Source organism: Kitasatospora sp. YST-16 (assembly GCF_026802215.1).
GTDB lineage: Bacteria > Actinomycetota > Actinomycetes > Streptomycetales > Streptomycetaceae > Kitasatospora > Kitasatospora cineracea.
Genome location: NZ_CP113837.1, coordinates 4971494 through 4985374 on the forward strand (window position 1 = coordinate 4971494; position 13881 = coordinate 4985374).

The following is a 13881-nucleotide window of genomic DNA, read 5'->3' on the forward strand; positions in this document are numbered from 1 at the left end:
CGCCCCAGTCAGGTACCTCGCGAGATGGAAGTAGGTCGAGATTGCGATGAGCACTCGATGAGTACGCGATGAGTACGCCCATGAAGTAACAGCAGTCCGGCGGACGAATACCCCGGACGCATAGACAGGAGCGAAGTGGCTAAGGTCCGGGTATACGAACTCGCCAAGGAGCTTGGCTTGGAGAGCAAGGCCGTCATGGCCAAGCTCACCGAGCTGGGCGAGTTCGTGCGTTCGGCGTCCTCGACGATCGAGGCGCCGGTCGTGCGCAAGCTGACTGACGCTTTGGGAGCGACCCCGCCGTCCGGCGGCGCGTCCTCCGCGAAGCCTGGCCCGCGGAAGCCCGCGGCGCCCCAGCCGACCGGCGGCGCCGGTTCGGCCGCACCCAAGCCGGGTGCCCCCACCCCCGGCCCGCGTCCCACCGTGACGCCGGGCCCCCGTCCCACCCCCGCCGCCCCCGCGCCCGCGGCGGGCCCGACCGCGCCGAAGCCGGCCGGCCAGGCCCCGACCCCGGGTCCGCGCCCGGCGGCGCCCGCCCCGGCCGCTCCGGCGCCGGCGGCGGAGTTCTCCTCCCCGGCCCCGGCCGGCGAGGCTCCGGCGCGTCCGGCCGCCCCGCGGCCGGCCCCGGCCAACCCCGCGGCCCGTCCGGGCCCGCGTCCGGCCGGCCCGCGTCCGGGCAACAACCCCTTCACCTCGGGCGGCGCGTCGGGCATGGCCCGTCCGTCGGCCCCGCGTCCGGGCGGTGCGCCGTCCGGTGAGCGCGGTGCCCGTCCCGGTGGCGAGCGCGGTCCCCGTCCGGCCGGTGCGCCGGGTGGCGAGCGCGGCCCCCGTCCCGGTGGCGAGCGCGGGCCCCGTCCCGCCGGCGCCCCGGGTGCCGGTGCCCCGCGTCCGGGCGGTGCGCCGTCCGGTGAGCGCGGTCCCCGTCCCGGTGGCGCCCCGCGTCCCGGCGGTCCGGGTGCCGGTGCGCCCCGTCCCGACGGCATGCCGCGTCCGGCCGCTCCGCGGCCCGGTGCGCCGAGCCCGTCCGGGATGCCCCGTCCGAACCCCGGCATGATGCCGCAGCGTCCGGGCCCGCGCCCGGGTCCGGGTGCCGGTGCGCGTCCGGGTGGCCCCGGTGCGCGTCCGGGTGCTCCGGGCGGTGCCCGTCCCGGCTTCCAGGGCCGTCCGGCCGGTCCGGGCTCGCGTCCGGCCGGCGGCGGCTTCGGCGGCCCCCGTCCGGGTGGCGGCGCCGGTGGCGGCGGTGGCTTCGGCGGCGGCGGTGCCCGTCCCGGCGGCTTCGGCGGTCGTCCCGGCGGCCCGGGTGCCCGTGGTGGCACGCAGGGCGCGTTCGGTCGCGGCCCCGGCGGCCGTCCGGCCCGTGGCCGGAAGTCGAAGCGGGCGAAGCGCCAGGAGTACGAGGCCATGCAGGCCCCGTCCGTCGGCGGCGTGATGCTGCCGCGCGGCAACGGCGCGACCGTTCGCCTCTCGCGCGGTGCTTCGCTGACGGACTTCGCGGAGAAGATCAACGCCAACCCGGCGGCGCTCGTCTCGGTGATGTTCAACCTCGGTGAGATGGTCACCGCGACCCAGTCGGTCTCCGACGCGACGCTCGAGATGCTGGCCCAGGAGATGGGCTTCGTGCTGGAGATCGTCAGCCGGGACGACGAGGACCGCGAGCTGCTCGAGTCCTTCGACATCGACTTCGGTGCCGACGAGGGCGACGAGGAGATGCTCGCGCCGCGTCCGCCGGTGGTCACCGTCATGGGTCACGTCGACCACGGCAAGACCCGCCTGCTCGACGCGATCCGCAAGACCAACGTGGTCGCGGGCGAGGCCGGCGGCATCACCCAGCACATCGGTGCGTACCAGGTGGTCACCGAGGTGAACGGCGAAGAGCGCCCGATCACCTTCCTCGACACCCCGGGTCACGAGGCGTTCTCCGCCATGCGTGCCCGTGGTGCCAAGTCCACCGACATCGCGATCCTGGTGGTCGCGGCCAACGACGGCGTCATGCCGCAGACGGTCGAGGCGTTGAACCACGCCAAGGCCGCCGGCGTGCCGATCGTGGTCGCGGTCAACAAGATCGACGTCGAGGGCGCGGACCCGACCAAGGTCCGCGGCCAGCTCACCGAGTTCGGCCTGGTGGCCGAGGAGTACGGCGGCGACACCATGTTCGTCGACATCTCCGCCCGCCAGGGCCTCAACATCGAGGAGCTGCTGGAGGCCGTGGTCCTGACCGCGGACGCCTCCCTCGACCTGCGCGCCAACCCGGAGCAGGACGCCCAGGGCATCGCGATCGAAGCCCACCTGGACAAGGGCCGCGGCGCCATGGCGACGCTGCTCGTCCAGCGCGGCACCCTGCGGGTCGGCGACTCGATCGTGGTCGGCGACTCCTACGGCCGCGTCCGCGCGATGCTGGACGAGAACGGCAACAGCCTCTCCGAGGCCGGCCCGTCCCGTCCGGTGCTGCTGCTCGGTCTGACCTCGGTGCCCCGCGCCGGCGACAGCTTCATCGTCGTCGACGAGGACCGCACCGCCCGCCAGATCGCCGAGAAGCGCGCCGCCCGCGACCGCAACGCCTCGATGGCCCAGCGCCGCGTCCGCGTCTCGCTGGAGGGCTTCGAGGCCGCGCTGGCCGCCGGCAACATCGAGAAGCTCAACCTCATCATCAAGGGTGACGTCTCCGGTTCCGTCGAAGCCCTCGAGGACGCGCTCGTCAAGCTGGACGTGGGCGAAGAGGTCGAGCTGCGGGTCCTGCACCGCGGTGTGGGTGCCATCACCGAGTCCGACGTGGACCTGGCGATGGGCTCGGACGCCATCATCATCGGCTTCAACGTGCGCGCCGAGGGGCGTGCCCGTACCGCGGCCGAGCGCGAGGGCGTCGACATCCGGTACTACTCGGTCATCTACCAGGCGATCGAGGAGATCGAGGCCGCGCTCAAGGGCCTGCTCAAGCCCGAGTACGAGGAGGTGCGCCTCGGCTCCGCGGAGATCCGCGAGGTGTTCCGCTCCTCCAAGTTCGGCAACATCGCCGGTGTCCTCGTCCGCGAGGGCATCATCCGCCGCAACACCAAGGCGCGCCTGCTGCGCGACGGCAAGGTCGTCGCGGAGAACCTCAACATCGAGGGCCTGCGCCGCTTCAAGGACGACGCGACCGAGGTCCGCGAGGGCTTCGAGGCCGGTGTCACGCTCGGTTCGTTCAACGACATCAAGGTCGAGGACGTCATCGAGACCTACGAGATGCGCGAGAAGCCCCGCTCGTAACGGGGGCCGAACCGGGGCCGGTCGGCGGGTGTTTATCCCGTCGACCGGCCCCGGCCGCACTTGTTAGGGTCTGGCCTGTCGGAACTCCATCGAGGCTCCCAGGCCGGCTCAGGCCTGTCCCACATGTTCGTAGGAACACTCACCTTCGACCTGCTCCTCGGCGACGTGCACTCGCTCAAGGAGAAGCGGTCGATCGTGCGGCCCATCGTGGCCGAACTGCAGCGCAAGTACAGCGTGTGCGCCGCGGAGGTAGGGAACCAGGATCTGCACCGCAGGGCCGAGATCGGCTGTGCGGTGGTGTCCGGCGAGGCCGGGTACGTCAACGAGATCCTGGACAGCTGTGAGCGGCTCGTCGCCGGCCGCCCCGAGGTGATGCTGCTCTCCGCCCGGAGGCGGTACCACCACGACGACGACGAATGACCTGCGGGCGTCACCACCGTCACACCCGCACAGGACCGAGAGCGCCCACAAGGCTGGGCGCGGGCGGGTACGTTGGGGAGAGGGCCCCACCGGGCGAGGTCATGACCCGGGGTACGCGCCTACTGCACGAGGAGGCAACGTGACCGACACCGCTAGGGCGCGCAAGCTCGCCGACCGCATCCAGGTGGTCGTGGCGGAGACCCTGCAGCGCCGGATCAAGGACCCGCGCCTGGGGTACGTCACCATCACCGACGCCCGGGTCACCGGGGACCTGCGCGAGGCCACCGTCTTCTACACCGTCTACGGTGACGAGGCCGAGCGCGAGTCCAGCGCGGCCGCGCTGGAGAGCGCCAAGGGCGTCCTGCGCTCCGAGGTCGGCAAGCAGACCGGGGTGCGGTTCACGCCGACCCTGACCTTCGTCGCCGACGCGCTGCCGGACAACGCCCGGAACATCGACGACCTGCTGGACAAGGCCCGGCTCTCCGACGCCGCCGTCCGCACCGCCGCCGCCGGGGCCGCGTTCGCCGGCGACGCCGACCCGTACAAGTCGTCCCGCGACGACGACGAGGACGAGTGACCGTGGCCGGGGAGCCGGCCGAGTCCGGCACCGCGAGGGCGGTCTCCACCGTCGAGGTGGAGACCGCCCTCGCGGTGCTTCCGGGCCCTCGCAGCGCGTCATCGTCCGAATCCGGGGCGGAGGCGGACGCGGCGGGCGGCGCGGGCCGGTTCGAGGAGGAGTGGCGGCGCGCCCTCGAACTGATCGCGGGCAGCGACGAGATCGACCTGGTCTGCCACATCTGCCCGGACGGCGACGCGCTCGGTTCGGCGCTGGCCGCCGGGCTGGCGCTGCGCGGCCTGGGCAAGCGGGTGCGGGTGTCGTTCGGCGACGACCCGCAGGTCATCCCGGAGTCGCTGTCCTTCCTGCCCGGGCAGGAGCTGATCGTCCCCGCCGCCGCGGTGCCCGCCGCGCCCGCGCTGGTGCTGGCCTTCGACGCCGCCTCCGAGGAGCGGCTCGGCCTGTTGCGCGAGAAGGCGTTCGCGGCGGACGCGCTGGTGGTGTTCGACCACCACGCCTCCAACCCCGGCTTCGGCACCGTCCGGTTGATCGACCCGGCCTCGCCCGCCACCGCCGTCCTGGTGGACGAGCTGCTGCGGCGGCTGCGGGTGCCGCTCGACCAGTCGATCGCGGCCTGCCTGTACACCGGCATCGCCACCGACACCGGCTCGTTCAAGTACCGGGCCACCACGCCCGCCACCCACGAGATGGCCGGGCGGATGCTGGCCACCGGGATCCGGCAGGACCTGATCTCCCGGCAGCTGTGGGACACCACCTCCTTCGGGTACCTCAAGGTGCTCGCCGGGGCGCTGGAGCGGGCCGCGTTCGAGCCCGAGGAGGCCGGCGGGCACGGGCTGGTGTGGACCTGGGTGCCGTACCAGGACCTGGCGCTGTTCGGTGTCACGGTGGAGGAGATCGAGGGCCTGATCGACGTGCTGCGCAAGCCCGCCGAGGCGGACGTCGCGCTGGTGCTCAAGCAGGACCCGGACGGCACGCTGCGCGGCTCCTGCCGCTCCCGCGGCGCGGTCGACGTCGCGGCGGTGTGCGCCCGGCTCGGCGGCGGCGGGCACGTGTACGCGGCCGGGTTCAGCGCCCGGGAGGCCGTGGAGGCCGTGGTGGAGCGGTTCCGGGCGGCGCTGGCCGAGGTGGCCGCGGCGTCGGGGGCGGACTCCGAGGGGCCGGGCGCGCGCTAGGCTCGTGCGGTTCGGCGGTCGGGCCGGGCGAGCGGCCGCGCAGGGATGCGCGCGGGACTTCGAAATGATGATGAGCGATGAAGCGTAAAGGGACGGGCCCCGACGGGCTGGTCATCGTCGACAAGCCGGAGGGCATCACCTCGCACGGCGTGGTCGCCAAGCTGCGGTGGCTGGCCGGGACCCGCAAGGTCGGGCACGCGGGCACCCTCGACCCGATGGCCACCGGCGTCCTGGTGATCGGCGTCGAGCGGGCCACCCGGCTGCTCGGGCACCTGATGCTCACCGCCAAGACCTACGAGGCGACGATCCGGCTCGGGCAGACCACGGTCACCGACGACCGGGAGGGCGAGGTCACCGCCTCCGTCCCCGCCGACGGCGTGGCGCGGGAGGCGATCGACGCCGGAATCGCCGAACTGACCGGCGAGATCATGCAGGTGCCGTCGAAGGTCAGCGCGATCAAGATCGACGGGAAGCGCTCGTACGCGCGGGTCCGCGAGGGCGAGGACTTCGAGCTCGCCGCCCGGCCCACCACGGTGCACTCGTTCACGGTGCACGAGGTGCGCCCGGCCGTCGCCGAGGACGGCACGCCGGTGCTCGACCTCGACGTCACCGTCGAGTGCTCCTCCGGGACGTACATCCGGGCGCTGGCCCGCGACCTGGGCGCCGCGCTCGGCGTCGGCGGGCACCTGACCGCGCTGCGGCGCACCAGGGTCGGGCCGTACGGGGTCGAATCGGCGCACACCCTGGAGCAGTTGGAGGAGAAGCTGGAGGTGCTGCCGATCGCCGAGGCCGCGGCCGCCGCCTTCCCGCGCTGGGACGTGGACGCCGAACAGGCCCGGCTGCTCTCCAACGGCATGCGGCTGGACGCGCCCGGGCTGGGCGCGGACGGGCCGGTCGCGGTCTTCGACCCGGACGGGCGGTTCCTGGCGCTGATCGAGGAGGTCGGCGGGAAGGCCAAGCCGGTGGCGGTGTTCGTCGGCTGAGGGCGTCTGCGGCCCCTTGACGGCCCCGTCGGGTGGTTCCCGGCGGGGCCGTCCGGCGTTCCGGTGGGGGCTCAGCGCAGGGCCAGGTGCCAGTCGTTGCTGTGCAGGAAGCGGCCCGAGCGCTGCGGGTACTCGAAGGCGCACGGGCCCGCGCTGGTGAAGCCCAGCCGGGCGCAGAGCGCGTTGGACGGGGCGTTGTCGACGGCCGGGAAGGCATGCAGCACGCCCGGGGCGGACGGGTCGGCGGCGACCAGCGCGCGCAGCGCGGTGAGCATCGCGCGGCCGGCCGCGAGCGCGACGCCGCGGCCCTGGAAGCCGGGCAGCACGTTCCAGCCGCTCTCGTGCACCTCGGCGCCCCGCCACTCGCGCCGGTGGTGGGCGATCGACCCGGCCTGCTCGCCGTCGGCCAGCACCGCGTACATCGTGCCGCCCAGGGCCGGGAGTTCGAGGTAGCGGCGGTGGCGCAGCAGCAGCTGCTCCTCGCTCTCCGGGCCGCCGACGTGCCGGCGCATCAGCGGGGTGTTGATCCGGCGCAGCAGGGCGAGGTGGGATTCGGACCAGGGTTCCAGGCGGACGTCCATGCCCCGCAGGGTGGCGCCGGGGGCGGCCGGGGCGCCAGCGGTTTTCCGGCGGCGGGCGGTGGCGGGCGTGCGCCGGGTGCGGTCCGGGGGAGGGCGGACCGGGAACGGGTGCGGGGCGGGGTCGGTGCGGGCAAGTGCGGGGCGGCGGTCGGCAGTTGGCGGCGGGCGGGGGCGGGCCGGGTGGTCCGGGGCGGGGTGCGCGCCGGGCGGGACGGCAGGGGGCGCACGGAGTGAAGCGGTGTGGTGAGAGGGGCGTGCGAGGTGCTGTGGGGCTGGTGGGGGGCAGGCTGACCGGCGGCGTGTACGGCGGCCGTACCCGGCCCCGCCCGGGGCCGGAGCGGCCCGGCGGGAGGACTTGGCGGGATGGGCGAGAGTGCGGGCGCCGGCTTCGCGGGGGATCCGGCACAGGCGCTGCTGCGGATCCGGGACCAGCAGGGCCGGCTGTGCGGGCTCGGCTTCGTCGCCGACCGGCACGGCACGGTGGTCACCGCGCACGAGGCGGTGGCCGGCCTGCCCCGGCTGGTGCTGCACACCCCTGGCGGCCAGTCCCGGGTGCTCGGCCCCGAGAGCGTCGACCTGCTGCCCGAACGCGGCCTCGCCCTGCTGCGCACCGCCGCCGTCGGCGGCCTGCCCGGCCCCGCGCTGCCGATCGGGCGCACCGCCGTCACCGGCCCCGTCGCGGTGCCGCACCAGCGCTGGGAGGACGGCGCGCCCGCGCTGGCCCACGGGCGGCCGCTCGGCCGGGAGAGCGGACGCTGCGGCGACGGCGCCCTGGTGCGCACCGTCCCCGGCGTGCTGCTGCTCGACCTTCCGGTGACCCCGCCCGCCGGGGCGCCGGTGCTCGACCCGGAGACCGGCGCGGTGCTCGCCGTGCTCGCCCCCGGGTGCGCGCCGTCGCCGGGCCCGGCGTCGCGGCCGTCCCGCTGGCGGCCGACGGCCGCCCGGAGGACTCCCCGCTCGGCCGGCTGCTGGCCCGCAACGCCGCCGACGCCCCCGCCTTCGGCCGGGCGCTCAACCTGGGCGGGGCGCTGCGGCTGACCGAGGCCCAACTGGAGGGCGCCGCCGCCGGACCCGGACGGATCGCCGAACTCGCCGCCGACCGGGTCGACCGCCCCGACGGCCTCAGCGGCGAGGAACCGCAGGACGTCCTCACCGTGCTGCTCGGCGAGAGCGGCAGCGGCCGCAGCACCGAACTGGCGGCCCTGGCGGTGCGCCGGGCCGGCGCCGCCCGGCCGCTGCCCACGCTCTGGCTGCGCGGCGCCGACCTGGCCGCCGGCGACCGCACCCTCGGCGATCCGCTGCGCCGCCGACTCGCCCTGGCCGCACGGGAGTTCGGAGTGCCCGAGGTCGACCCCGGGGAGCTGGCGGCGCTCTGCGCCGACGCCGGGCGACCACTGCTGGTGGTGCTCGACGGGCCCGAGGAGGCACCGCTCGCGCTCTCCGCGCGCTGGCTGACCGCCGGGCTGGAGTGGCTGCGCGCGCACCGCGCCCGGGCCCTGGTCGCCTGCCGCCCCGACGGCTGGGAACAGCTCGGCCCCTGGCGCTCGGCCGCCCGGGCCCTGTGGCTCGGCCCGCTCACCGACGACGCCGCGGCCCGGGCCGGCCGCCGCTACGGACTGCCCGGCACCTTCCTCGGCCCGGCCGAGCGCGGCCACCCGCTGGCCCTGCGGCTGGCCGGCGAACTGCGCGGCGCGGGCGTGCACGGCCCGGTCGGCAGCCGGGCCGAACTCTTCGCCGGCTGGCTCGACCTGGCCTGCCTCACCGTCGCCCGCCGGATCGCGCTCACCCCCGGCGGGCCGCGTCGGCACCGCCGCGGCGGGCCGGTGCCGCCCGGCGAGGACGCCCGGCAGGTCCGCCGCCTCGCGGCCGTCGCGGCCGGGCGGCTGCACGAGGCGGCGCGGCTGATGCTCGGTGCGGGCGACGGGGCGCTGCCCGCCGAGGACTTCGCCCGGCTGTTCCCGGACGCGGGCGGGTGGGCGCGGGCCGTCCGGGAGGAACGGCTGCTGGTCCCGGCGGGGGCCGGGTACCGGGCGGGGCACGAGGAGTGGGGGGAGTGGCTGCAGAGCCTGCACCTGGACCTGGACGCGGCGCTGCGGCTGCTGCTGGAGGAGCGGGACGCGGGGGCGGCGGGGGACGGGCCGGGCGGGGCGCTTGGCGAGGCCGGGGACGGGGCCCAGGCCGGAGACGGCGTCCGCTCGGGCGGTGCGGGCCGGGCGGACGGGAGCGGCTCCGAGCCGCCCGCCGGCCCCCGGGCGCCGGCCGGGGCGGGGGTCGGGCGGGGCCGGGTCGGGGTGGTGGTGGGGGCGCTGCGGCGGGCGGGGGAGGTGCGCGGGGCGGCGGTGCTGGACGGGTGGCTGCGGCGGGTGCGGGCGGCGCTGGAGCGCTCGGAGCGGGGCGGCGAGGCGGACTGGTGGGCCGGGCGGCTGCTGGCGGCGGGGATCGCGGGGAGCCCGGAGCCGTCCGCGCACCGGGAGTTGCTGGAGCTGCTGGTGGACCGGGCCGGGCGGGACGAGCGGTTCGGCGCCGCGTTCTGGACGGGCCTGCCGCTGCCGGTGGCCGAACGGACCGCGCTGCTGGCCCGGTTGGCCGAGGGCCCGGGCCGGGTGGAGGTGGCCCGGACGGCGGCGGCCGAGCTGCTGGCGGCCGATCCGCGCGGCGTGCTGCCGCTGCTGTGCGCCTGGTACGGGCACACCGCCGGGGACGCCGAGCGCGCCGAGGGCGTCGCCGAGCTGGCCGACGAGCTGCTGTACGAGCACCGGGCGCTGGCACTGGACGAGTTGACCGAGGCGCTGGTGGCCACCGCGCACCCGCGGGCGGACGCGCTGCTGGGCCGGCTCGCCGAACGGGAGCCGTCCGCGCTGTGCCGGGCGGTCGACCGGTGGAGCCACGACCCGCGCCCCGAGCGGCACGTCGCGGCGGCCGTGCACGCGCTGCGCACCGCCCCGCACGCGGGCGGTTCGGGCGCGCAGCTACTGCGGCTGGCGGCCCGCACGCTGCTCGCCCGGGAGGACGAACCGGCCCTGCACGGCGCGGCGTTGGCGCTGCTGGTGCGCGATCCGGCGGGCCGGGCCGAGCACCTGCCGGCCGCGCTGGCCGGGTACCGGGCGGGCGACCCGTTCCTGACCGCCGAGGTGCTGGCCGGGCTGCTGGCGGAGCACCCGGACCAGGTGCTGGCGGCGGTGCGCGCGCGGCTGCTGGTGCCGGGCGCCCGGGCGGGGGAGGGCCTGCGGGTGCTGGACGGGGCGGCCGACCCGGCGGTGGCGCGGGCGGCCTGCTGCTGGCCGCCGAACTGCTGCGGGAGAACCCGGAGCGGGCCGGGGAGGTGGCCCGGCACCTGGACGCGACGCTGGACGCCGGGCGGGACGGCCGTCCGCTGCTGGACGCGGTGCTGGCCGCCGGGCCGCCGGTGCGGGCGCTCTTCGTGCCGGTGCTGGCGGCGCCCGGCGGCGGCCGGGAGGAGCTGCTGGACGCGCTGCTGGCCGCGGAGCGGGACGAGGGGTGCTGGCGGCCGTGGTGGAGGCGCTGGCGGCCCGGCACGCCGGGCACCCGGAGCGGCGGGTGCGCGAGCTGCTGGCGCGGGTCGCCGAGCGGTGGCCGGGCGCGGACGCCGCCCTGGTGCGCTGTGCGGGCCGCTGGGCGGGTTTCGCCCGGCTGCTGGCGTCCTGGCCCGAGGAGGCCCCGCCGCCGCCCCAGGGGCCCCGGCTGGCCCGGCTGCGGGCCCTCGCCGCGTCCGGGCGGGACCCGCAGTACGCCGCCGCCGAGGCCGAACGGCAGGTGGACCGTCCCGGCGGCCGTCTGACCGGTCACACCAAGGGCCTTCCGGTACCTGGGCAGGGCCGGTCGCATGGCACGCTATAGGGGTTCGGTTTCGGTCTTTCGAGTGCACGGGTTGTGCACACCGTAGGAACAAGGAGCGGTCAGGTGCAGCGCTGGCACGGCCTGGAGGAGATCCCCGGGGACTGGGGGCGCAGCGTCGTCACCATCGGATCGTTCGACGGGGTCCACCGCGGACACCAGTTGATCATCAACCGGGTGGTGGAGCTGGCCGGCGAACTGGGGGCGAAGTCGGTCGTGGTGACCTTCGACCCGCACCCCAGCGAGGTGGTCCGGCCCGGCACCCACCCGCCGCTGCTGGCCCCGCAGCCGCGCCGGGCCGAACTGGTCGAGCAGTTGGGCGTGGACGCCGTCCTGGTGCTGCCGTTCACCGCCGAGTTCTCCCAGGAGTCCCCGGAGTACTTCGTGCGGTCGGTGCTGGTCGACGCGCTGCACGCGAAGGCGGTCGTCGAGGGCCCCAACTTCCGCTTCGGGCACCGCGCGGCGGGCGACGTCGAGCTGCTGGCCGAGCTCGGCCGGGCCGACGACTTCACCGTCGAGGTGGTCGACCTGCAGGTGCGCGGCGCGGCGGGCGACGGCGAGCCGTTCTCGTCCAGCCTGTGCCGGCGGCTGGTCGCGGCCGGCGACATGGCCGGCGTCGCCGAGATCCTCGGCCGCCCGCACCGGGTCGAGGGCGAGGTGGTCCGCGGCGCCCAGCGCGGCCGCGAACTCGGCTACCCCACCGCCAACGTGGACACCGTCCCGTACTCGGCGATCCCCGCCGACGGCGTGTACGCGGGCTGGCTGACCGCCGACGGCGAGACCATGCCCGCCGCGATCTCGGTCGGCACCAACCCGACCTTCGACGGCACCGCCCGCACCGTCGAGGCGTACGCCATCGACCGGGTCGGCCTCGACCTGTACGGGCAGCACGTCGCCGTCGACTTCCTGGCCTGGCTGCGCGGCATGGAGAAGTTCGACTCCATCGACGCCCTGCTGGAGCGGATGGCCGAGGACGTCAAGCGGGCCCGGGAGCTCACCGAGCGCCCCTGAGCGTCCCCCGCACGCGCCGGAGGCCCCCCGCGGGGGGCCTCCGGCGTTGATCAGCCCTGGTGGGGCGGCGGGTAGCCGTACCCCGGGGGCGGCGCCTCGTGCGGCGGCGGGTAGCCGTAGCCGTGCTGCGGGGGCTGCGGCTGGGGCGGGTAGCCGCCCTGCTGCGGGTAGGGCTGCTGCCAGGGCTGGCCCTGCTGCGGGTAGCCGCCCTGCTGGGGCGGGTAGCCCCCCTGCTGCGGGTACGGCTGGGGCGGGTAGCCGCCCTGCTGCGGGTACGGCTGCTGCGGCTGGCCCTGCCAGCCGGCCTGCTGCTGGGAGCGGGCGATGTCCTCGCCGACCAGGGTGGCCAGCTCGAAGTAGGCGTCCCGGACCTTGGGCCGCATCATCTGCAGGTTGACCTCGGCGCCGGCCGCCAGGCTCTCGTCGAACGGCACCACCACGACGCCGCGGCAGCGGGTCTGGAAGTGCGCCACGATGTCCTCGACCTTGATCATCTTGCTGGTCTCGCGGACCCCGGAGACCACCGTGATCGACCGCTGCACCAGGTCCGCGTAGCCGTGCGCGGACAGCCAGTCCAGCGTGGTCGAGGCGCTGGACGCGCCGTCCACGCTGGGCGTGGCCACCACGATCAACTGGTCCGCCAGGTCCAGCACGCCGCGCATCGCCGAGTACAGCAGACCGGTGCCGGAGTCGGTCAGGATGATCGGGTAGTGCTGCCCGAGCACCTGGATGACCTGGCGGTAGTCCGAGTCGTCGAAGGTGGTGGAGACCGCCGGGTCCACGTCGTTGGCGACGATCTCCAGGCCCGAGTTCGGGTCCTGCGAGGTGTACTGGCGGATGTCCATGTAGCTGCGGATGTTCGGGATCGCCGTCACCAGGTCGCGGATGGTCGCCCCGGTCTGCCGCTTGATCCGGCGGCCCAGCGTGCCCGCGTCCGGGTTCGCGTCGATGGCGATGACCTTGTCCTGCCGCTCGCTGGCCAGCGTCGCGCCCAGCGAGGTGGTGGTCGTGGTCTTGCCGACGCCGCCCTTGAGGCTGATCACCGCGATCCGGTAGCAGGTCATCACCGGGTGCCGGATCAGCTCCAGCTTCTGCTGCTTGCCGGCCTGCGCCGACTTGCCGCCGAACTGGAACCGGGACTGCTTCTGCACCTTCGGCTGGCCGCGCAGCAGCCGGTCCGAGGACAGCTCCACCGCCGCCGTGTAGCCCAGCGCCGCCCCGTGCGCCGCGGCCTGCCCGGCCGCCTGCTGGAACTGCGCCGGAGCCTGCGGGGCCCCGCCCGGGTTGTGCTGCTGGTACGGCTGCGGCGGCTGCTGCGGCCAGCCGCCCGCCCGCGGATCGGCCGGCGGCTGCTGCTGGGCGGGCCACTGCTGGCCCTGCTGCGGGTAGGGCTGCTGGACCTGCGGCGGGTACTGCTGCTGGGGCCACTGCTGCTGCGGGTACGGCTGCGGCGGCGGCGCCTGCTGCGGGACGGGCTGCGGCTGGACGGGCTGGGGTTGGACGGGCTGCGGCTGCGGGGCCTGCTGCTGCACCGGCGGCTGCGGGGCCTGCGGCGGGCCGGGAACCTGCTGCGCCACCGGCGGCGCGGCGTCCGGCGCCGGGGCCTGCGCGGCCGGCGCGTTCGGATCGGGGTCCGGCTGCGCGGCGGTCTGCGCCTGCACCGGCGGCTGCTGCTCGGCCGGCTGGACGGGCTGCGGCTGCGGCTGCTCCGGCTGCGCGGCCACCGGCGGACCCGGCGGCTGGGGGGCCTGCTGCTGCACCGGCGGCTGCTGGACCTGCGGCGGCGGCGCCTGCTGCTGCACCGGTGGGGGCTGCACCACCGGGGGCTGGGCCTGCGGCACCTGCTGCTGGACGGGCTGCTGCTGGACCGGCTGCGGCTGCGGCGCCGAGGTCGGAGCACCCGGCGCGGCGCTCTGGGTGTACCAGGACGGAGCGGTGTAGTCCGGGGCGTCGGACCAGTCATCGTCGTCCTCGGCCGCGTTGTCGCCGACGTAGACGCCGTCCCGATCGCTGCTCACTGGGGCTCCCTCGTTCTCGCCGAA

11 protein-coding genes are annotated in these 13881 nt (G+C 76.2%); 8 read left to right on the forward strand and 3 right to left on the reverse strand.

The window, feature by feature from the left end; translation table 11 throughout:
- Nucleotides 1-135: 135 nt before the first annotated feature.
- The 5 genes from infB to truB all read left to right on the forward strand — a co-directional run bounded on the left by infB (nt 136) and on the right by truB (nt 6392).
- The gene (gene infB / locus OU787_RS22760) at nt 136-3240 is read left to right on the forward strand and encodes a translation initiation factor IF-2 (protein WP_268660397.1); all 3105 of its coding nucleotides are present in this window, start codon (nt 136-138) and stop codon (nt 3238-3240) included.
- A 123-nt stretch (nt 3241-3363) separates the two neighbouring features.
- Nucleotides 3364-3660: a DUF503 domain-containing protein gene (locus OU787_RS22765; RefSeq protein ID WP_030462950.1), complete on the forward strand. Its 297-nt coding sequence runs from the start codon at nt 3364-3366 to the stop codon at nt 3658-3660.
- A 139-nt stretch (nt 3661-3799) separates the two neighbouring features.
- Nucleotides 3800-4237 carry a 30S ribosome-binding factor RbfA gene (gene rbfA, locus OU787_RS22770; protein ID WP_030462949.1) on the forward strand — a complete coding sequence of 146 codons (438 nt, stop codon included), beginning with the start codon at nt 3800-3802 and terminating at the stop codon, nt 4235-4237.
- Between the two features lie 2 nt (nt 4238-4239).
- Entirely contained in the window at nt 4240-5409 is a 1170-nt protein-coding gene (locus OU787_RS22775; protein WP_268660398.1) for a DHH family phosphoesterase, read from the forward strand.
- A 77-nt stretch (nt 5410-5486) separates the two neighbouring features.
- A complete protein-coding gene (truB, locus tag OU787_RS22780) occupies nt 5487-6392 on the forward strand; it encodes a tRNA pseudouridine(55) synthase TruB (RefSeq protein ID WP_268660399.1) in 906 nt (301 codons plus the stop codon).
- A gap of 71 nt (nt 6393-6463) precedes the next feature.
- Here truB and OU787_RS22785 read toward each other — a convergent pair whose 3' ends face one another.
- Nucleotides 6464-6973 carry a GNAT family N-acetyltransferase gene (locus tag OU787_RS22785; protein WP_268660400.1) on the reverse strand — a complete coding sequence of 170 codons (510 nt, stop codon included), beginning with the start codon at nt 6971-6973 and terminating at the stop codon, nt 6464-6466.
- 363 nt (nt 6974-7336) lie between these two features.
- On the opposite strand from OU787_RS22785, the gene OU787_RS22790 reads away from it, so the two are divergent.
- A complete protein-coding gene (locus tag OU787_RS22790) occupies nt 7337-8011 on the forward strand; it encodes a trypsin-like peptidase domain-containing protein (RefSeq protein WP_268660401.1) in 675 nt (224 codons plus the stop codon).
- A 1931-nt stretch (nt 8012-9942) separates the two neighbouring features.
- Here the strand turns inward: OU787_RS22790 and OU787_RS22795 are convergent.
- A complete protein-coding gene (locus OU787_RS22795; RefSeq protein WP_268660402.1) occupies nt 9943-10131 on the reverse strand; it encodes a hypothetical protein in 189 nt (62 codons plus the stop codon).
- A gap of 340 nt (nt 10132-10471) precedes the next feature.
- On the opposite strand from OU787_RS22795, the gene OU787_RS22800 reads away from it, so the two are divergent.
- Both OU787_RS22800 and OU787_RS22805 read left to right on the forward strand, forming a co-directional pair.
- The gene (locus OU787_RS22800) at nt 10472-10831 is read left to right on the forward strand and encodes a hypothetical protein (protein WP_268660403.1); all 360 of its coding nucleotides are present in this window, start codon (nt 10472-10474) and stop codon (nt 10829-10831) included.
- A gap of 63 nt (nt 10832-10894) precedes the next feature.
- The gene (locus OU787_RS22805; protein WP_030462708.1) at nt 10895-11839 is read left to right on the forward strand and encodes a bifunctional riboflavin kinase/FAD synthetase; all 945 of its coding nucleotides are present in this window, start codon (nt 10895-10897) and stop codon (nt 11837-11839) included.
- A gap of 50 nt (nt 11840-11889) precedes the next feature.
- Here the strand turns inward: OU787_RS22805 and OU787_RS22810 are convergent, their stop codons facing one another.
- Nucleotides 11890-13857 (reverse strand): MinD/ParA family ATP-binding protein, encoded by a 1968-nt coding sequence (locus tag OU787_RS22810; RefSeq protein ID WP_268660404.1) that lies wholly within the window; start codon nt 13855-13857, stop codon nt 11890-11892.
- Between the last annotated feature and the right edge of the window lie 24 nt (nt 13858-13881).

Coding starts and splice junctions, on each gene's coding strand:
- OU787_RS22790 (WP_268660401.1), top strand. CDS start 7,337: ATGGGCGAGAGTGCGGGCGCCGGCTTCGCGGGGGATCCGGCACAGGCG.
- OU787_RS22765 (WP_030462950.1), top strand. CDS start 3,364: ATGTTCGTAGGAACACTCACCTTCGACCTGCTCCTCGGCGACGTGCAC.
- truB (WP_268660399.1), top strand. CDS start 5,487: ATGAAGCGTAAAGGGACGGGCCCCGACGGGCTGGTCATCGTCGACAAG.
- OU787_RS22785 (WP_268660400.1), bottom strand. CDS start 6,973: ATGGACGTCCGCCTGGAACCCTGGTCCGAATCCCACCTCGCCCTGCTG.